The following is a 17,631-nucleotide window of genomic DNA, read 5'->3' on the forward strand; positions in this document are numbered from 1 at the left end:
ACGAGCCTAGCCGTGCGGCCCGCCGGCCCGCCCGGGCAGGTGGTGCTCGGCGGCCCGCGGTGCTAGCTTGCCGGGAATGCGCGCTCGGTTTCCTTTCGCCAGAACGCTTTCGGCCTTGACGGCCCTGATGGTGCTCCCGCTGATCGCCCCGGCCGCGGCCTCCGCATCGCCGGGCCGCGAGTGCGCGACACCGTCGATCGACCGGCTGCAGCAGTGGCTGGCCAGCGGCGAAGGGACGACGGTCCCGGCCACCGGGAGCCTGCTCGTGCCCGCGGGGCGCCGGTACGCGGCCGAGGTGACGTCCCTGAACGCGGAATGGCACGTCGCCGTGGTGTGGCTGGGCAACCGGTTCGAAGCGCAGGCCGACCTGTCCCGGTCGGCGGGCTTCCTGCTGACCTACCGCGCGACCGACGACCTGTACGTCCAGCTGCGCCCGGCGTCCCACTGGAGCGGCGGCGCCCAGTGGCTGACGCCGGTCCCGTCGACCGGCGGCCGGCTGGTGACGAAGTTCTTCAGCTTCTCGCCGCGCCGGTGGACGTCGCTGCCGGAGCTGGGGACGCCCTCGTACTCGTTCGCTTCGGCGCTGCGGGAGGCGCGGGGGCTGGTGTTCGTCGGGAAGACGCCGAACGAGCTGGAGTTCCGCGGCCTGCGCATCTACGGCTACCGGCCGCCCTGCCTCTGACGGGAACCCGCCGGAAACTGTCGGTGCCCTGTGTGACACTGCCAGCGTGATCATCGTCTTCGAGGCCGAGCTGTGGGAATGGGATGCCCGGCGCGCCGACAGCTGGGTCTTCGTCAGCCTGCCCGCCGACGCGTCGGAGGACATCCGCGAGCTCTCCGCCGAGCCGCGGCGCGGCTTCGGTTCGGTGCGCGTCCGGGTGACGATCGGCGCCACGAGCTGGCAGACCTCGATCTTCCCGGACGGTTCGCGCGAGGCCTACGTCCTGCCCCTCAAACGGGCGGTCCGGGACGCCGAAGGCCTCGGCGTGGGGGACACCGGCACCGTGACCGTGGAGCTCGTCGACTTCTGAGGCGCGCGATCCGGGGAAACGTGATCGGCCGCGGAACGGATCTGTCATGATGCGGACACAGGCCCCGAACCGCGCAAGGGAGACACGATGTCCGCCCAGATGGACGAGCTGATCGCCCAGTTCCAGCACTTCCAGAGCAAGGTGCGGCAGGCCGAAGCCCGCTTCGCCGGCGTCGGCGACATGCAGGAGCGGATCGCCCGGCTGGAGACCACCGTCACCTCGCCCGACGGGACCGTGACCGTCACCGCGGGCGCCGGCGGCACCATCACCGACCTGCGGCTCACCGCCGGGGCCACCCGGGTCGAGGCCGGCCGGCTCGCCGCGACGATCATGCAGACCATCCGCCGGGCGGCGGCCGGGGCCGCGCAGCAGCAGGCCGGCATCGTGGACGAAACCTTCGGCGACGCGTTCGGCGTGGACGTCTCGGCGCAGGTGCGCGAAGCCCAGGCGGCGGCGTTCGGAACCGCGGCGGCCGAGCCCGCGTCGGAGCAGGAGCCGCGGCAGCCGTCGCGGCCCGTCCGCCGGGGCGCAGCCGGGGACGACGACGACTTCGACCAGGGCCCCATCCTCCGCCGATCCTAGGGAAATCCGCGATGACACAAGGAATCCAGACGAACGTCGGCGCGATCTCCGCCTACGCCAAGCAGTTGCCGTTCTACGAGCAGGAGGCGGACAAGTTCGGCGCGAAGATCGACGCCGCCGACGTCACGAACGAAGCGTGGGGGCTCGTCGGCCTCTTTGCCAAGCAGGGCTACACCGACCGCCTCGCCGAGCTGCGCTCGCTGCTGACCGACCTCAAGGACGGCGTGGACGGGTTCACCACCAAGCTCACCAAGGCCGCGGAGATGTACCAGGGCACCGAAGACGCCGGCAAGGTCGCCTTCGGGCGGTACGAAGCGGAAATCGACGCGATCGGGCAGGGCGAATGACCGAGCCGAAGAAGAGCATCGCCGACGCGCTGAACGTCGACGCCTACGACGAGAGCACGGGCGCCAACCTCGACCGCGCCGCCGGGTACGTGCCGGTGGCCGGCACCGCCTACAAGGCGGGCAAGAAGATCGGCGAGCACGCCCGGCAGGCCGCGGAGGCCGACGGCCCGGGCGAGCTGGCGTCCGCCGGCGCCGCGCTGGTCGGCGACGGCGCGGCGTTCGTCGGCGCCGCCGCCGGCGACATGGTCACCTTCGCCATGGACCCGATCGGCTGGCTGGTCAGCCACGGCCTGAACATGCTGCTCGAGCTCGTCCAGCCGCTGCAGGACGCGCTGCACCAGGTCACCGGCGACGGCCCGGCCATCGGCCACGCCTCGGAAAACTTCGTCACGATCGCCCAGGGCTTCGTCGCGCTCGCCGACGACTTCGAGCGCACCGGCGACACCGCGCTGGCCGAGTGGGTGGACGAGGCGGGCAACGCGGCGAAGGAAGCGCTCGGCGACTTCTCCTCCGGCATCCGCGGCATCGGCTCGGCCGCCGGTTCGGTGGCCGAGGTGCTGCAGATGTGGTCGATGGTGATGGTGGTCATCGAAGAGGTGATCAAGGGGATCATCACCGAGCTGGTGTCCTGGCTGATCACGCTTTGGCTGCCCGCGCTGGCCGCGTCGGTGATCAGCTTCGGCGGCTCGGTCGCGGCCGCGATGACCGCGTCCATCGCCAAGGCCGCCAGCGTGCTGCAGAAGGTGACGCGCTACCTCGGCAAGTTCGGCAAGCTGCTCGACAAGTTCATGGAGTTCCTGGTCAAGTACTCCGGGAAGCTCGAGGTGTTCACCCGCAAGCTGCGCATCGGCGTGATGCCCGGCGAGACGAAGTTCGGCTTCGGCGCGGTCGCCGAGGGCTGGCAGCCGAGCAACCGGGCGCTCACGACGATGTTCGGCACTTCGGCCGGCGTCAAGCCGTTCCTCGCCGGCGCGGGCGTGAAGGCCGGCATCGGAGCGGGCAAGGGTGCGTTCGCCGAAGGCAAGGAAGCCGTCACACCCGAGGGGGACGAACCGTGGTTCGACAAGAGCGAGATCGGCGGGGACCGGAGCCCCGAGGAGACGCGCAGGGACCTCGACATCTAGACGTCCGCGCGGCCGAATTCCACGACCGCGTCGAAAGCTGGTCGCAGGAGGCCCGGGTCCGGCCCGGGTTCCGGGAGCGGGTCGAGGCGCTGGCGCGGGACCGGTGGCGCGAGCCGGTCATCGTGCTGCACTTCGGCGACACCGACGTGGGCTACGACGTCCCCGGCCGCCGCCGGGACGGCACCGTCGTGGGGAAGCGGCTCGTCCGGCGGTTCTTCTGGAACATCCTGCGCGGGATCGGCGCCGCGGTGTTCGGCGTCTTCGCCCTGGCCCACGGCGAACGGCCGGGACTGCCGTTCCAGCGGGCGATCGGCGTGACGGGCCCGGAGAACGCGATGGCGCTCGACCTGGCCGACCGGCTCCGGTCCGTGGGGGGCGCGTGGCTGGCGTGCTCGCCGTCGTGCCTGGCGGTGGTGGACACCGGACCGACCACCACCGACCCGGCCGACGCACCGCCGCCGAAGATCGTCTGGGAAGCACGCAAGCCCCAGGCGCCGGAGCTCAGCTTCCGCAAGAGCACGCTGACCTGGCCGGACGGCTCGATCTTCCGGCTGCCCGTGCAGGACCGCGCCGAGCAGCAGCACCTGCGGAAGTTCCTCGAGTTCCCGGACACCATCCACTGGAACGGCCGCTAGGGCCTGGCCGCGGCGCAGGGGAGGAACGGGTGGCCAGGTCGATCATGTTGCGGCGCCGGTAGGGCGGCGCGGTCGAAGACGGGTGGGCGTCTACCGGCTCGGCCGCGGCGCAGCCGGTGGGCCTGCTGGTCCCGGCGTTCGGGAATCGTCGCCGGGATGTGCCGTCGGCGCAGGTAGGGCCGGATGGCCCGGCTGGAGTAGCCCTTGTCGCCCAGCACCTCGCTCGGCCGGGTCCCCGGATGGCCCGCCGGCCAGCACGATCCGCCGCAGGTGGAGCCGGCCCTAGTTCGCGCAGGCGAGGCGGGCCCAGACGACCTTGCCGTCGTCGTGGTGGCTCACGCCCCAGTCGAGGGCGAGTTCGTCGACGAGCAGCAGACCCCGGCCGCCGGAGCGGCTCGGCACCCGCAGCCGTGGTTCGCCGGTACCGGTGTCGGCGACGGCCACGGTCACCCGGCACGGGTCGTCCGCGAGGTGCAGCCGCAGCTGCTGGGGGCCGGTGGCGTGGACGTAGGCGTTCTCCAGCAGTTCGCCGACCACGATCACGGCATCGACCCGGTCGGCGTCGGTGAGCGAAGCCAGCTTGGCCTGCGCCCACCGGCGCGCGACGGCCAGCCCCGAGGGGTCCCTTCCGGGCACGTCCAGCACCTGCCATCCCGGCTCGTGTGCCGCGCCCCAGTTCACTTGCACCGTGTGACTCCTCCTTGTCCGGAGGGCCTACCCGGTAAACCGGCCGATACTCCTCCGGCCGCCGGAAAAGGTGCTAGGGGTGCCCGATCCGCCAGAGGAACGCCGCGCGCAGAGCCTCGATCAGGGCTTCGTCGTCGACTTCGGTGGGACGCTCGCCCATCGGCAGCCAGACGTGTTCGTCCGGGATGCCGGCGATGACGCGCGTGAGCGTGACGCCCGGATAGGTGAGCGTTTCACGACCGCCGTCGACGTCGGAGACGACGACGTGCCGGGACTCCGCCCGGACGAGCACCTGCCGCTGGTCGTTCATGTCGCGCGTCTTCCCGAACCGAAAGCGTTGCCGCCGTCCAGCATAGCCACGCGAAGCGGCGAGCACGTTCGGTCGAACAGCGGATTCTCGTTCACGTCAGCTCAAAAACCACTGTGCCGCAACACCTCCGCTGGCGGGCACGGCGTGCTCCGAGGGGGAGGAGAGCACGCCGTGTCCGTGTTCCGAACGGTACGCCGTGGCCCGGCCGGCGGCGGTCGAACCACTCGTACGCCGGAACAGCTCGCGGTGACGGCGTGGCGGACCGGGCGGCGTACGTTCGAGGTAATTCCGCCGCGGACCCGTGCGTCGGCGAGCGGGCGCCGGGTAGACAGGGAAGTTCGGGATCTGGCGGGAGTTCTCGGATGACATCTCGGAACGAGGCCACCTCACCACCCGGAGTCCACAATTCCGTCGGCGGCGACGCGGCCGGGGCGGTGCTGCAGGCCGGGACGATCACCGGTGACGTGTGGATCGCCGGCCCACGCCGACCGGAGGAGTTCCCGGTACCCCGGCAGCTGCCGGCGGCGCCGTCGCACTTCACGAGCCGGGCCGACGAACTCGCGGCCTTGGACGACGTCGCCGGGGAAGACACCGGTGGCCGGCCGGCGCTGGCCGTGCTGATCGGGCCGGGCGGCGTCGGCAAGACCGCCCTCGCCGTCACCTGGGGTGCCCGGCACGCGGGCAGCTTCCCCGACGGTCAGCTCTACGCGGACCTGCGGGGGTTTTCGCCGGGGAGTGCGGTCGTCCCGGAGGAGGCGCTCGGGGCGTTCCTGCGCGCGCTGGGGGTGGCGCCCGAGCGCGTCCCGCCCGGCGTGGCCGAGCAGGCGGCCCTGTTCCGGACGAGGACGGCGGGCCGACGGCTGCTGGTCGTGCTGGACAACGCGTTTTCGGCGGCCCAGGTCCGCCCGCTGATCCCCGCGTCGGCCGGCTGCCTGGTGCTCGTGACCAGCCGCCTGCGGCTGGACGGGCTCGTGGCCGAAGGCGCGCGCTTCCTGGACGTGGCGCCCCTTTCCCAGCCGAAGGCCGTCGAGCTGGTGGTGCGGGCCGTCGGCCGGTCGAGAGTCGCCGGTGAGCTGGCCGCGGTCGCGGAGCTGGCGGTGCTCTGCGGACGGCTGCCGATCGCGCTGCGCGTCGCGTCGGCCCGGCTGGCGTCCCGGCCGCGGTGGCCGGTCGCGCGGGTGGTGGCCGAACTCGGCGACGAACGATCCCGGCTGAGCCGGCTTTCGGCGGAGGGGGACGCCCCGGTGGCGGCGATGTTCGACTGGTCGTACCGGGCGTTGCCGCCGACGGCCGCGACGCTGTACCGGCTGCTGAGCGAGTTCCCGGGTGCGTCGTTCGACGTCGGCACCGCGGCGGCGGCGACCGGCCTGACCGAACCGGCGGCGGCCGACGGGCTGCAGCTCCTCGTGGACGCCAGCCTCCTGGAAGAGGTCGACGAGCTGCGCTTCCGGTTCCACGACCTGGTCCGCCTGCACGCCCGGGCCCAGCGCGACGCCGGGCGCCCCGAGGTGGTTCCCCGGGTGGCGACCTGGTTCCTGCACGAGATGACGCGGGCGAACCTGGTCGTCATCCCGTTGCGCTGGCGGGTCAGCCCGGTGTGCGAGCAGTACCGCACCGCGCCGCCCGCGTTCGGCTCGGGACGGGAAGCGCTCGACTGGCTCGACGGACAGCTGCCGAACGTGCTGGCGGTGCTGGAAGCAGCCGGCGAACGGGAGCACGACCGGCTGGCGTGGCAGCTGTGCGAGGCCCTGTGGGAGCTGTTCCTGCACCGGAAGCACTTCGCCCGCTGGTTGCGTTCGCACGAGATCGGCATCGCGGCGGCGCAGCGCTGCCGGGACGCGGTCGCGGAGTCGCGGCTGCGCTGCCAGCTCGGCCGCGCGTACCTGGACCTGGGCCGCTTCGAGGACGCGGAACGCGAATGCGCTCGCGCGCTGGAACTGGCGCGCGCGGCGGGGAGCCGGCACAACGAATCGGTGGCGCTCGACCAGCTGGGCACGGCGGCGCAGGGCCGCGGCGACGTTCCGGCGTCGATCTCCTTCTATTCCGCCAGCCTGGAGATCGAACGGGAGCTGGGCATCGACCGCGGCGTCGCCCAGCGGCACCGCCGGATCGGCGAGGTGCTGGCGAAGGCGAACCGCAGGGCCGAAGCGGCGGAACACCTCCGACAGGCCCGCCGGATGTTCGCCGGCCTGGGGGACGAGAAGGACGAGGCGAAGGTCCTGGTGGGGCTGGCTCGCCTGGACGCCCGCGGTGGCGACGTCGCCTCGGCGAAGCGTCGCCTGGAGCGGGCGCGGCGGGTACTGGCGGAGGCGGGCTCGGCGTTCTACCAGGCGGACGTCCTGGTCGGGTTCGCCGACGTGGCGGAGTGCGACGACGACCCGGGGGCGGCCCGTGGTCACCTCGCCGAGGCGTTGGCGCTGTACGAGCAAGTGGGCGGGCCGCAGGTGGAGCGGGTTCGCGCCCGGCTGCGGCGATACGACGCCGAGATCGCGGAGCCACCCGTCGAGGGGCCACCCCGGCAGGTCGGCGATTGACGGCGCGGGTGCCGGCGGAGGACATCCGTCAGGGCCGGGCGCTGTCCACACCCGGCGGTGACGAAGCTGCCTGCCGCGCCGGAGGGACGGTCACCCGTCCGGCCGGCTCCGCGGCCGCGGAATGACCGGCCGGGGCACGAGCCGGGGAAGTGGCGCGGGGGAGAGCGGGACCGCTCGCGCCGGTTCGGGGAGCCCGAGCAGGTCGTACATCTCCTTCCGGAGGATCTTCCCGGCTTCCCCGGGGCGCGAGGTCAGCAAGCCGGCGATCCGGGCGCCGAGCCCCCGGCCTTGCGCGTCGGCGGCGGCGCGGAGCTGGGGGAGCAGCGGCCGCGTGGGGTCCCACCGCGGGGTGTGCTCGGCCAGGACGGCCGCCGGGCTGCCTTCGAGCAGCGGCTGGGGGCCGTGCGGCAGCCGCAGGACGGGGGTGCCGAGGCCGGCCGCGAAAGTGCCGAGCGAGGTGTAGTCGGCCAGCACGTGGTCGGCGGCGGCGACCGCACCGCGCCAGTCGGTGTGCGGCTTCAGCACGCTGAGCCCCGCGTCGATGGCGTCGGAGAGCCAGCCGAGCACCTGGCCGGCGCCGTGCTGCGACCAGATCTGCGGGTGGAGGGACGCCACGACCCGGAACCGCTCGCGCGGCACCGCTTCGACGATCTCGCGGAACAGCTCCGGATTGCGGCCGAAGCCCGAAAGCGGTGACCAGGTGGAGGTGACCAGCAGGACTTCCCGGTCGTCCGTGACGCCGAGGGCGCGCCGGTGCTGGTCACGGTATTCGGCGGTGGCGACGAGCCGGTCGAAGGCGATGTCACCGCCGACGAAGGCGTGCGGCAGGGCCTCCGGGCAGAACCGGGCGAGGAGATCCCGTTCCCGTTCGTGGGTGAGCGCGATCCGGTCGGGGCGGACCCGGCCGTCTCGCATCAGCTGCGCGGGGTGGAGACCGGTGACGAGCGCGCCGTCGGTGTCGGTCCGGTGCGGGCGGTACTGCCCGAGCCCGCCACCGTGCGGAACGAGGAGCACGGGGCCCAGCACGTCGTCGACACCGCGAGTGCTCCCGGCGAGCACCAGCCCGTGAGTGGCCCGCCGCACCTGCGGCATGGCCAGCAGCACCCCGCCATCGGCCCGGATGAGTTCGGCGGCGTCCGGCCGGTCCTCACCGTTGTCCGGCACGGCGTAGACCCGCATCACCTGGTGGTCGGCGTCGATGAGGGGGACGAGGTCGTTGAGCCTGAGCAGCGCGACCACGTGCGGGGCGAAGATGAGGACGGGCACGCCGAGCCGGGTGGCCCAGTGCTCCGGTGCCAGTACTCCGTCGTCGTCGGTCAAAGTGGCCACCCCCCTCGGCGTGCGGCGTAGCGCAGCGCGCCGGCCCGGCTGGCCAGCGCCGGGAAGGGGCGGGGGAACGGTCTGTGGTCGGCTCGGACTTCGACCTTCACGGGTCACTCCTCGAACGGGCCGCTCGCATCGACGGCGCGCCGGACAGGGATGGGCCGCGCGGACGCGACCGGGGGGCAGCACCGGCTCGGCCGGTGATGCGACGCGGAGAACCCAGTCCATGGGAGAGACGCCTGGGAGGCGGACTGCGGGTTCGTGGCCCGAGCGTCCGGCCTGGGCGGCTCTGAGTCACCGATAAGGGTGACTTCGCGTCCCCGGAGAAGTGATCATGGGTCATAAGCCAGACGGTGGCTTCGTCCCCGGGATGTGGGGTCGTATGCTGGCGCCTCGGCAGTATGTCCGCGCTTGCTCAGAGGTGGGTCGGAGGTATTGCCTTTTCGAAGCGGTCCCTGGTTGCCGCCGGGGACCGCTTTCTCATGCCCGTCTCATTCAGTCCTCCAGCTTGTGCAGCATCTTGTCGATGAACTCGGGCGTCTGTTCGGGTGGGAGTGCCGCGCGTTCCAGGCGAAAGAACACCTGGATGAACTGGGCGGCCTTTTCGGCGCCGATCACGTCGTCGAAGAACTGGTCCTTGTCGGGATGTGACAGGTTGAGGAACAGGTCGTTGTCCTGCTCGGATAGTTGCAGCAGTTCGAAAGAGCTCTGCATCCCGTCGATCCAGCCGGCCTCGAAGGGCAGGATCTGCAGGGTGACGTTGTCCTGCTGGGACACTTCGCGGAGGCGGTGCAGCTGGGTTCGCCAGCTTTCGAGGTCGGTGACGCGCCGGCGCAGCACCGACTCGTCCAGGATGAAGAAGTGCTCGAGTTCGCTGTCCGCGAGCCGCTCCTGCCGCTCGGCGCGCAGCCTGATCCTTCGCTCTTGTTCCTGCAGGTCCCCGGTGTCCTTCGCCACCAAGGACCGGGTGTACTCGGGTACTTGCAGCAAACCCGGGACGAGGTGCAGCTGGTACTGGCGGATCCTGACCGCTGCCGTTTCCAGGCCGAGGAACTTGAGGAATTCGGGGCTGCTGGTGTTCTTGTACTTGTCCCACCAGCCCGGTTGCCGCCCGGCCTTGGCCATCGTGACGTAGTTCTCGACGCGATCGCGGTCGGTGATGCCGTAGTGCAGCAGGAGAGCTTTCAGGTCGGTGATCGACAGGCCCACGCTGCCGGTCTCGATCCGGATGAGTTTCGAGACCGACCAGTCCAGCGCTTCCGCGACATCTTTCTGAGTGAGTTGCAGGGCTTCACGCGCCTCCCTTATCTCCGCCAGCACTCGCCGCTGGCTGACCACTGGCGAGTGCGCCCTAGTCATGATCGTTTCAACTCCCATCGCCGCGATGACATGGTGGCGAAGTGCCACATGGCAGAACGATAGCAGGTAGTTCGACGGGCGTCAGTCTGAAGCCGGGCGAGTCGCCGCTTGGACGGTTGCGGGCTTGCGAAGCGGCTGCAAGCGGAGTGGGCATAGAGAAGCCCTGGTCAGGCGAGTCCCGCTGCTGACCAGGGCTGACGAGAGAAGGCTACGAAGGGTGAGTGTCCAGAAATGTCTGCCAGGCAACCCGTGTGAAGGACAACGTCATGCGGGGATCCTTCGAGTCACGGATCAGGGCGCGGTCGGCGGCCTGCGCGACTTCCAGGCATTGGCCGCCGCCGCCTGAGTCACTGGCCGAACTCTTCCTCCAGACCAAGCTGGACGAGTCAATCTCGATCGAAGGGTGCCCGACCTGTTCGGCCACGTGCGTTCCCCCGCTTCTGGACGGGCGCGTGCCGGCCGGCCGGGTCGGCGTCGAGGCCGGAACGTCGCGTAGGCGTGCGTGAATCTTAACTGCGGACCGTGACGGATCAACACCGCCGAGAGCAGCATAACGCACGTCCGGCTGCGCGATTGCTGCTCGATTCCCGGTCAGATCAGTGACATTTCGAGGACGCTCGAGCGAGTGCGTTCCCCTTGGGGTGCAAGGTGTCGAGCAAGTGCGCATACCGATGCACGTGCATTAACGTCGCTGAACGGTCGTGCTCTGCGGTGCATTCCGTGCGCCCACGGAAATTGATCTAGAACTCCAGCTGTTCGGTCTTACGCGGCATCAACAACAACGCCCCCACCGACAAGACGGCCACCGCCAGCAACCCCAGAAACACATAGTGCGTCGCATCCGCCAACGCCCCGCGCACGAACACCGCGGCCGGCGAATCGGGCGCGTGCCCGCCCAGCACCAGGCTCGTCGCGTCGACCGACGGGGGCAGCGGACCCACCTCCGCCGGCGGGTTCGCGAACCGGGACGCCAGCGTCGCGTTGGCGATCGCCCCGAACACCGCCGCCCCCACCGCGCTTCCCAGCGAGCGGCTGAACAGGTTCGTCGCCGTCACCACGCCACGGCGGTCCCAGCCCACCACCGACTGGATCGCCACCAGCGTCGGGCTCGCCGCCAGGCCCAGGCCCACCCCGAGGACGAACGCCGCGAACGCCGCCGCCCAGAGTGACGAACCCGCGCCGAGGAGCGCCACCAATACGCCGCCGGCGATGATGAACACGCTGCCGATCAACGCCGTGTCGCGGAAGCCGATGCGCAGGTAGATCTTGCCCGCCAGGGACGCCGAAATCGGCCAGCCGACCGTCAAGGCCGCCACCGCGAACCCCGCCACCAGCGCGCCCGCGCCGAGCACGCCCTGCGCGTACGTCGGCAGGTACGACGTCAGGCCCATCAGGACCGCGCCGACCACCAGCGCCACCAGGTTGCCGCCCACCAGGACCCGCCGGGTGAACACCCAGAGCGGCAGCACCGGCTCGGCCGCGCGCTTTTCCGCCAGCACGAACGCCACCAGCAGCAGCGCGCCCGCGACGAAGATCCCCACGCTCGGCAGCGAGCCCCACGCCCACGCGACGCCGCCCTCGAGCAGGCCGAGGATGACCAAGGAGCAGCCGGTGGTGAGCAGTGCCGCGCCCAGGTAGTCGACCTTGTGCGGCTTGCGCTCGACGTGCTCGGCGAAGTTGCGGAACAGCATCAGCGCCGCGATCGCGCCCAGCGGCAGGTTGATGAAGAAGATCCAGCGCCAGTCCAGGTACTCGGCGAAGACGCCGCCGAGCGTCGGGCCGACCACCGAAGCCACGCCCCAGACGCTGGCCACGTAGCCCTGCACCCGCGCGCGTTCCTCCACCGTGTAGAGGTCGCCGATCACCGTCATCGACATCGGCTGGATCGCTCCGGCGCCGATGCCCTGGACCGCCCGGGCGGCGATCAGCACCGGCATGCTCCACGCCGCACCGCAGAGCACCGAGCCGACCAGGAACGCCGCGATCCCGAAGAACATCACCGGCCGCCGGCCGAGCACGTCGGCGAACTTGCCGTAGAGCGGTACCGTCACGGCCTGGGTGAGCAGGTAGATCGAGAACAGCCACGGGAACTGCGCGAAGCCGCCGAGGTCGCGCACCACCGACGGGACGGCGGTCGCGATGATCGTGCTGTCGAGCGCGACCAGCGCCGTGCTGAGCATGACCGCGATCAGCACCGGGCCGCGCTCGGACCGGAAGCCGACCCCCTTCGTGGCGGCGGATGTCGTCATCGGCGGGGTGCTCCTCGGGACGGTCATGACCGGGGTCAACTACTTTGCAGTCCTAAGCATTCCATCCCGGCGGCACCGGCCCCAGCGAATTTCCCGGCGCCCGTGGCGCAAGATGGACAGGATGAGCGACTGGATCCGGCCGATCGGGCGGGGCTGGGTGGTCCGCGACGCGGTCCCCGGTCCCGACGTCGACGAGTTCGCCGAGCCCGAGCGCGTGATCGCGGCGCTGGCCGCGCCCGGTGCCGCCGACAGCCTGCTGGCCGTGCAGCACCCGGCCCGCACCCCCGCGGCCCTGGCGCGTGGTCTCGACCTGACGGCCGCCGTCCCCATCGCCCGCGCCGTGCTCGAACGGCTCCGCAAGCGGTCCTACCGGCCGGTCCGCGACGTCGTCGCGCCCTGCCGGATCGAAGGGCCGGACGGGGTGGCGCTCGGCCTGCTCTGCCTGGTCGACCCGGCGGCGGTGACCGACGACGGCGCCGCGCGTGTCCGCCACACCGAGGACGTCTACCCCGACGTCGTCGCCGAACGGGCCGCGGTGCTCGCCGGGCTGGGCTGCGCGACCAGTGCGGCGCTGCTCGTCCCGGCCGGCGGCGGCGCGGAGCTGACCGAGCAGGTCGAGCAGGCCTGCGCCGGCCTCGGCCTGCCCGATCTGTCCACTTCGGACGCGGCCGGGCGGCGGCACGACCTGTGGGTGGTGCCCGAAGGGCCGCTGCAGAGCCGGCTGCTGGCCGCGGTCGCCGGCACGGACTTGCTGGTCGCCGACGGCAACCACCGCGTGGCCGCCGCGGCGGCGGCCGGTCACGGCGCGCTGCTCGCCCTGGTCACTGCGGGACCGGCGCTGGAGATCGGCGCGATCCACCGCGTCCTCACCGGCACCGGCCTCGGCCCCGAGGACCTGGTGTCCCGCTGGTGCGAGGCCGGGCTGGACGTCCGCTACGACGAGCACGCCGTGCCGGTCGCCGGCGAGGTCGTGGTCCGCGCCGGCGCAGCCGTGCTGCGGATCCCGCTCCCGGCCGTGGCCGGGCCCGGGCCCGTGATCGACCACGAGATCGTCGAGCAGGTCCTGTTCGCCCGCGCGCTCGGCGTCGACCCCGACGGGCCGTGCGTCCGCCCGCTCCCGGCCGGCCGCCCGCTGCCGCCGGACGCGGACGCGGTGGTGCTGCTGGCCCCGGTCAGCTATGCCGACGTCCTCGCGGTGCACGCGGCCGGGCGCCGGATGCCGCGGAAGGCCACGTACTTCACGCCGAAACCGCGCAGCGGGCTCGTGCTGGCGGAGCTTTAGCGGCGGTCCCGCCAGTTCAGGACCCGGAGGGCGAGCAGCGTCAGCCACTTCGACGGCTGCCCGGCCGGGCCCTTGAGCGCGTTGAGTGTCGAGTGGACCGACGAGCGCGCCGAGTCTGCGAGCCACGCGACGCCCGCCCACCGGCCGTCGCGGTCCTGCGCCGCCAGCAGGCCGTCACCCCACCCCGCCGAAGCGATCCGCGCCCGCGTCGCTTCCCGGACCTCCGGCGGCTCGCCCGCCAGGTCGCGCTCCACCTCCCGGCGCGGTGCCGGCTCCGGGTCGCGCGACCAGGCGAGCAGGTCCGTCAGGCTCCCGTGACGCCGTCGATGGCCTCCCGCAGGAAGTCCGCGTGGCCGTTGTGGCGGGCGTACTCGTGGATCATGTGCAGCATCACCAGCCGCAGCGAGACGTCCTCGCCCCAGCGCGCCTGGTGGCCGGTGACGTCCAGGGACTCGGCCGCCTCTTCGATCTTGCGTGACTGCTCGACCTCGTCCTGCCACGCCTCGAAGGCTTCCGCGCGGGTGGACGAACTCGCGTCGTAGGCGGCCTGGAAGTCCCCTTCGGGCGACCACCGCAGCGGGATGTCCTCGGCGTTGATCACCCGCCGGAACCAGGTGCGCTCGACCTCGGCCATGTGCCGGACGAGGCCGAGCAGCGAGAGCGTCGACGGCGGGCTCGACGCCCGGCGGAGGTCCTCGTCGGACAGTCCGTCGCACTTCATCGCGAGGGTGGCGCGGTGGAAGTCGAGGAAGGTCCGCAGCATTTCGCGCTCGCCGCCGGTGAGGGGCGGTGCGGGGCGTTCGGTGGTCACGAGGGAGTGTGTATCACGCCGGGAAATGTCGTACCCGTGTTTTAAGCTCGCGCGGTGGACTTGCCCGTGATGCCGCCCGTGCGGCCGATGCTCGCGAAAGCCGTGCACGAGGTGCCTCGTGACCCGGGGCTGCTGTACGAGCCCAAGTGGGACGGCTTCCGCTGCGTCGTGTTCCGCGACGGCGACGAGATCGAGCTCGGCTCCCGCAACGACCGCCCGCTGACCCGCTACTTCCCGGAGCTGGTGGAGCTGCTGGCCGCCGCGCTGCCGCCGCGCTGCGTTGTCGACGGCGAGATCGTGCTGGTCACGCCGGCCGGGCTCGACTTCGAGGTGCTGCAGCTGCGGCTGCACCCGGCGGCTTCGCGCGTGCGCAAGCTCGCTGAGGAGACGCCGGCCAGCTTCGTCGCCTTCGACCTGCTCGCCCTCGGCGACACCGACTTCACCGAGGAGCCGTTCCGTGAGCGGCGCAAGCAGCTCGAAAGCATCCTCCGCACGGACGCCGAAGGTCTGCAGCGCATCCACCTGACCCCGCTGAGCGAGGACCCCGGCCAGGCCGAAGACTGGTTCACCCGGTTCGAGGGCGCGGGCTTCGACGGCGTCATGGCCAAGCCCGGTGACCTGCCGTACGAGCAGGACAAGCGCGTCATGCTGAAGGTCAAGCACGAGCGCACGGCCGACTGCGTCGTCACCGGCTTCCGCTGGCACAAGGACGGCGCCGGCGTCGGTTCGCTGCTGCTCGGGCTGTTCGACGACGAGGGCGTCCTGCACCACGTCGGCGTCGCCAGCAGCTTCACCAAGGCGCGGCGGGCCGAGCTGGTCGAAGAGCTGGCGCCGCTGCGCGAGAACGCACTCGAAGGCCATCCGTGGCGCAACTGGGCCGAGTACGAACCGCAGCCAGGCCGCCAGCCGGGTGCGAACAGCCGGTGGGCTCCGCAGAAGGACCTCTCGTGGGAGCCGCTGCGCCCGGAGTGGGTGGCCGAGGTCCGCTACGAGCACCTGCAGGGCGGCCGGTTCCGGCACGGCGGGCGGCTGGTCCGCTTCCGGCCCGACCGCACGCCGGAGTCCTGCACGTACGCCCAGCTCGACGAGGCACCGCCCGCCGAGCTCGCGAAGCTGTTCGGGGAGGCGCGATGAGCGGGGCGGTGCTGCTCGACGTCGACGGTGTCGAGGTCAAGATCAGCAGCCCGGACAAGGTCTACTTCCCGGAACGCGGCGAGACGAAGCTCGACCTCGTCGAGTACTACCGGGCGGTGTCCGGGCCGCTGCTGGCCCGGCTCGGCGGGCGTCCGCTGCTGCTGGAGCGCTACCCGGACGGCGCCGGCGGCAAGAACTGGTTCCAGAAGCGCGTGCCCAAGGGCGCGCCGTCGTGGCTGACCACCACGGTCGTCTCGACGCCCAACGGCACGACGAGCGACGCGTTGGTGGCGAAGGACCTCGCCCACATCCTCTGGGCGGTGAACCTCGGCTGCCTCGGCTTCCACGTCTGGCCCTACCTCGCCGACTCGCCCGAGGTCACCGACGAACTGCGCGTCGACCTCGACCCGTCGCCCGGCATCGGGTTCGACGAGCTGCGCGAAGCCGCGGTGCTGACCAGGGAGTTCCTGGCCGAGCACGGCATCGAAGGCCACTTGAAGACGTCGGGTTCGCGGGGGCTGCACCTGTACGTGATGCTCGAGCCGCGCTGGGACGGCTTCCAGGTGCGGGCGGCCGCGGTCGCGCTGGCGCGGGCGCTCGAACGCCGGCACCCGGAGAAGATCACCGCGCAGTGGTGGAAGGAAGAACGCGGCACGCGCGTGTTCGTCGACTTCAACCAGAACGCCCCGCACAAGACCGTGTTCGGCACCTGGTGCGTGCGCCCGCGCGTCGGCGGCCAGGTGTCCACCCCGATCGGCTGGGACGAGCTGGACACCGTCGAGCCCGGCACGCTGACGCTGAGCACGGTGCCCGCGCGGGTCGCCGAGCGCGGCGATCCGTGGGCGGGGGCGGGGGAGCGGCCGCAGTCGATCGAGCCGCTGCTGGAGATGTCCGAACGCGACCTGGCGGCCGGGCTGATGGACGCGCCGTGGCCGCCGGTGTACCCCAAGATGCCCAACGAGCCACCGCGCGTGGCGCCGAGCCGCGCGAAGAAGGCGTGATCAGGGTGGCCCGAGGCGCCGGTGGAGCTGGCTCCACGCGGTGAGGGCCACCAGCGCGGTCAGCCCGAACACGGCCGCGGACCCGAGGCCCGCGGCCGCCGCGCCGGCCAGCGGCGAGGCGACGGTCTGGCCGGCGCCGAGCCCGGCGAACGACCACGTGATGCCGTGGGCGGGCCGCGCCGGGAAGAGGCGGGCCGCCCAGAGGATGCAGAGCCCGGTCAGCGCCATGTAGGTGCTGCCGAACAGCGCACCGGAAAGCAGGGCGAGGGGCACGCCCGGGTCCGGCAGCGCGAGGAGGGCGATGCCCGCCGCGGAGAGGGTCCACGTCACGAGGTTGACCGTCCGCAGGCCTACGCGCCCGGCCGCCCGGCCCGCGAGGCCGCCGAGCAACCCGGCCACGCCGATCGCGGCCCAGCACCAGGTCGCGGCCACCGGGCTTAGCCCGGCTTCGGCGAGCCGGGAGCTGGAGAACGTCCAGTACGGCGCGCTCGTCGCGCCGATGAGGACGGAGTTGACCACGAGCGGGACCAGTCCGCCGACGGGACCGGAGGTCGCCGGGACGTCGGCCGGCCCGGGTGAGTGCGGCAACGTCCGCCACGCGATCAGCGTCACGGCTACGCCGAGGGCGGCGAACGCCGACCAGATCACCGGCCAGCCGAACGCGAGCAGGGGAGTGAACGCCGACGCGGCCAGGCCCAGCCCGGTTCCGGTGTTGGCCCAGGTCTGCGCCCGGTCGCGGGTGCGCGCCCCGGTCGTCTCGCCGATCAGCTGGGCGACGCCCGGCGAGACGAGGCCCGCGCCGGCCCCCGCGACGGCGATCCCGGTACCGAAGACCGCGACGTGCGGGGCGAAAGCCATGAGGCCGAGCCCGAGCGTCGCCGCCGTCGCGGCCAGCAGCACGGTGCCGCGTGCCGACCGCGCGGACGTTCTCGGGGCGAGCAGCAGCCCGAGGCCGTACCCGGCGGTGGACACGCCGCCGAGCACGCCGACGCCGACCGTCGTGAGCCCGAACGTCTCGCTGAACCGCGGCACGAACGGACCGAACGCGTACCGCGCGAACCCGTAGCAGAGGGCGATCACGACCGCGCCGATCGCGGCCGTGGACCACCACCTGTCCGTCTTCGTCTGCATCACCACTCCCTTCACCAAACAGATAGGTCTGTCTGGTGTCAAGCGATGGTATGATCACTGCAGGTGAAGGTGGATACCGACCTGTTTGGAG

19 protein-coding genes and 1 pseudogene are annotated in these 17,631 nt (G+C 72.0%); 10 read left to right on the forward strand and 10 right to left on the reverse strand.

The genetic code is table 11. The features are described from left to right. Nucleotides 1-76 precede the first annotated feature (76 nt). The 6 genes from AB0M30_RS04795 (at nt 77) to AB0M30_RS04820 (ending at nt 3,719) form a co-directional block, all read left to right on the forward strand. Nucleotides 77-682 carry a hypothetical protein gene (locus AB0M30_RS04795; protein WP_364579876.1) on the forward strand — a complete coding sequence of 202 codons (606 nt, stop codon included), beginning with the start codon at nt 77-79 and terminating at the stop codon, nt 680-682. Nucleotides 683-728: 46 nt separating this feature from the next. Further along, complete coding sequence (locus tag AB0M30_RS04800) at nt 729-1,031, forward strand: DUF1905 domain-containing protein (RefSeq protein ID WP_360175472.1); 303 nt, start codon at nt 729-731, stop codon at nt 1,029-1,031. An 87-nt stretch (nt 1,032-1,118) separates the two neighbouring features. After that, nucleotides 1,119-1,613, forward strand: a complete 495-nt coding sequence (locus AB0M30_RS04805) for a YbaB/EbfC family nucleoid-associated protein (RefSeq protein WP_364579879.1) — start codon at nt 1,119-1,121, stop codon at nt 1,611-1,613. An 11-nt stretch (nt 1,614-1,624) separates the two neighbouring features. After that, on the forward strand, nt 1,625-1,960 hold the full coding sequence (locus AB0M30_RS04810; RefSeq protein ID WP_103338841.1) for a hypothetical protein: 336 nt from the start codon (nt 1,625-1,627) through the stop codon (nt 1,958-1,960). Then, nucleotides 1,957-3,084 (forward strand): hypothetical protein, encoded by a 1,128-nt coding sequence (locus tag AB0M30_RS04815; RefSeq protein ID WP_364579883.1) that lies wholly within the window; start codon nt 1,957-1,959, stop codon nt 3,082-3,084. The genes AB0M30_RS04810 and AB0M30_RS04815 overlap by 4 nt, the downstream gene beginning before the upstream one ends. Nucleotides 3,085-3,173: 89 nt before the next feature. Next, nucleotides 3,174-3,719 (forward strand): hypothetical protein, encoded by a 546-nt coding sequence (locus tag AB0M30_RS04820; protein WP_364580492.1) that lies wholly within the window; start codon nt 3,174-3,176, stop codon nt 3,717-3,719. 68 nt (nt 3,720-3,787) lie between these two features. Here the strand turns inward: AB0M30_RS04820 and AB0M30_RS04825 are convergent. From AB0M30_RS04825 to AB0M30_RS04835, 3 genes and pseudogenes are all read right to left on the reverse strand, one after another. Beyond that, nucleotides 3,788-3,964: pseudogene (locus AB0M30_RS04825) on the reverse strand (IS5/IS1182 family transposase); the annotation flags it as partial. A 37-nt stretch (nt 3,965-4,001) separates the two neighbouring features. Next, the gene (locus AB0M30_RS04830; protein WP_364579886.1) at nt 4,002-4,355 is read right to left on the reverse strand and encodes an ATP-binding protein; all 354 of its coding nucleotides are present in this window, start codon (nt 4,353-4,355) and stop codon (nt 4,002-4,004) included. A gap of 124 nt (nt 4,356-4,479) precedes the next feature. Beyond that, complete coding sequence (locus AB0M30_RS04835) at nt 4,480-4,716, reverse strand: hypothetical protein (RefSeq protein ID WP_364579888.1); 237 nt, start codon at nt 4,714-4,716, stop codon at nt 4,480-4,482. A gap of 362 nt (nt 4,717-5,078) precedes the next feature. Here AB0M30_RS04835 and AB0M30_RS04840 point away from each other — a divergent pair, with 362 nt between their 5' ends. Next, the gene (locus AB0M30_RS04840; RefSeq protein WP_364579891.1) at nt 5,079-7,250 is read left to right on the forward strand and encodes a tetratricopeptide repeat protein; all 2,172 of its coding nucleotides are present in this window, start codon (nt 5,079-5,081) and stop codon (nt 7,248-7,250) included. A 90-nt stretch (nt 7,251-7,340) separates the two neighbouring features. On the opposite strand, the gene AB0M30_RS04845 is transcribed toward AB0M30_RS04840, so the two are convergent. From AB0M30_RS04845 to AB0M30_RS04860, 4 genes are all read right to left on the reverse strand, one after another. After that, a complete protein-coding gene (locus AB0M30_RS04845) occupies nt 7,341-8,570 on the reverse strand; it encodes a hypothetical protein (protein ID WP_364579894.1) in 1,230 nt (409 codons plus the stop codon). 498 nt (nt 8,571-9,068) lie between these two features. Further along, nucleotides 9,069-9,980, reverse strand: a complete 912-nt coding sequence (locus AB0M30_RS04850; protein WP_364579897.1) for a helix-turn-helix transcriptional regulator — start codon at nt 9,978-9,980, stop codon at nt 9,069-9,071. Nucleotides 9,981-10,140: 160 nt separating this feature from the next. Further along, on the reverse strand, nt 10,141-10,599 hold the full coding sequence (locus AB0M30_RS04855; protein ID WP_364579900.1) for a DUF397 domain-containing protein: 459 nt from the start codon (nt 10,597-10,599) through the stop codon (nt 10,141-10,143). A gap of 73 nt (nt 10,600-10,672) precedes the next feature. After that, nucleotides 10,673-12,181, reverse strand: coding sequence for an MDR family MFS transporter (locus AB0M30_RS04860; RefSeq protein WP_364579903.1), 1,509 nt, complete (start codon nt 12,179-12,181; stop codon nt 10,673-10,675). Between the two features lie 121 nt (nt 12,182-12,302). On the opposite strand from AB0M30_RS04860, the gene AB0M30_RS04865 reads away from it, so the two are divergent. Then, entirely contained in the window at nt 12,303-13,463 is a 1,161-nt protein-coding gene (locus AB0M30_RS04865; RefSeq protein WP_364579906.1) for a DUF1015 family protein, read from the forward strand. Here AB0M30_RS04865 and AB0M30_RS04870 read toward each other — a convergent pair. Beyond that, complete coding sequence (locus tag AB0M30_RS04870) at nt 13,460-13,717, reverse strand: hypothetical protein (RefSeq protein ID WP_364579909.1); 258 nt, start codon at nt 13,715-13,717, stop codon at nt 13,460-13,462. The genes AB0M30_RS04865 and AB0M30_RS04870 overlap by 4 nt on opposite strands. A 50-nt stretch (nt 13,718-13,767) precedes the next feature. Next, the gene (locus AB0M30_RS04875; protein ID WP_103338850.1) at nt 13,768-14,274 is read right to left on the reverse strand and encodes a DinB family protein; all 507 of its coding nucleotides are present in this window, start codon (nt 14,272-14,274) and stop codon (nt 13,768-13,770) included. A gap of 54 nt (nt 14,275-14,328) precedes the next feature. Between AB0M30_RS04875 and AB0M30_RS04880 the strand changes: the two genes are divergently transcribed. Both AB0M30_RS04880 and ligD read left to right on the forward strand, forming a co-directional pair. Continuing rightward, nucleotides 14,329-15,408: an ATP-dependent DNA ligase gene (locus tag AB0M30_RS04880; RefSeq protein ID WP_364579913.1), complete on the forward strand. Its 1,080-nt coding sequence runs from the start codon at nt 14,329-14,331 to the stop codon at nt 15,406-15,408. Then, the gene (gene ligD / locus AB0M30_RS04885; protein ID WP_364579916.1) at nt 15,405-16,409 is read left to right on the forward strand and encodes a non-homologous end-joining DNA ligase; all 1,005 of its coding nucleotides are present in this window, start codon (nt 15,405-15,407) and stop codon (nt 16,407-16,409) included. The genes AB0M30_RS04880 and ligD overlap by 4 nt, the downstream gene beginning before the upstream one ends. Here the strand turns inward: ligD and AB0M30_RS04890 are convergent, their stop codons facing one another. Then, nucleotides 16,410-17,540 carry an MFS transporter gene (locus AB0M30_RS04890; protein ID WP_364579919.1) on the reverse strand — a complete coding sequence of 377 codons (1,131 nt, stop codon included), beginning with the start codon at nt 17,538-17,540 and terminating at the stop codon, nt 16,410-16,412. Nucleotides 17,541-17,631: the final 91 nt, after the last annotated feature.

The organism is Amycolatopsis sp. NPDC051716 (genome assembly GCF_040681595.1).
GTDB lineage: Bacteria > Actinomycetota > Actinomycetes > Mycobacteriales > Pseudonocardiaceae > Amycolatopsis.

Coding starts and splice junctions, on each gene's coding strand:
- AB0M30_RS04890 (WP_364579919.1), bottom strand. CDS start 17,540: ATGCAGACGAAGACGGACAGGTGGTGGTCCACGGCCGCGATCGGCGCG.
- AB0M30_RS04855 (WP_364579900.1), bottom strand. CDS start 10,599: ATGCGCACTTGCTCGACACCTTGCACCCCAAGGGGAACGCACTCGCTC.
- AB0M30_RS04805 (WP_364579879.1), top strand. CDS start 1,119: ATGTCCGCCCAGATGGACGAGCTGATCGCCCAGTTCCAGCACTTCCAG.
- AB0M30_RS04860 (WP_364579903.1), bottom strand. CDS start 12,181: ATGACGACATCCGCCGCCACGAAGGGGGTCGGCTTCCGGTCCGAGCGC.
- AB0M30_RS04815 (WP_364579883.1), top strand. CDS start 1,957: ATGACCGAGCCGAAGAAGAGCATCGCCGACGCGCTGAACGTCGACGCC.
- AB0M30_RS04810 (WP_103338841.1), top strand. CDS start 1,625: ATGACACAAGGAATCCAGACGAACGTCGGCGCGATCTCCGCCTACGCC.
- AB0M30_RS04840 (WP_364579891.1), top strand. CDS start 5,079: ATGACATCTCGGAACGAGGCCACCTCACCACCCGGAGTCCACAATTCC.
- AB0M30_RS04865 (WP_364579906.1), top strand. CDS start 12,303: ATGAGCGACTGGATCCGGCCGATCGGGCGGGGCTGGGTGGTCCGCGAC.
- ligD (WP_364579916.1), top strand. CDS start 15,405: ATGAGCGGGGCGGTGCTGCTCGACGTCGACGGTGTCGAGGTCAAGATC.
- AB0M30_RS04835 (WP_364579888.1), bottom strand. CDS start 4,716: ATGAACGACCAGCGGCAGGTGCTCGTCCGGGCGGAGTCCCGGCACGTC.
- AB0M30_RS04795 (WP_364579876.1), top strand. CDS start 77: ATGCGCGCTCGGTTTCCTTTCGCCAGAACGCTTTCGGCCTTGACGGCC.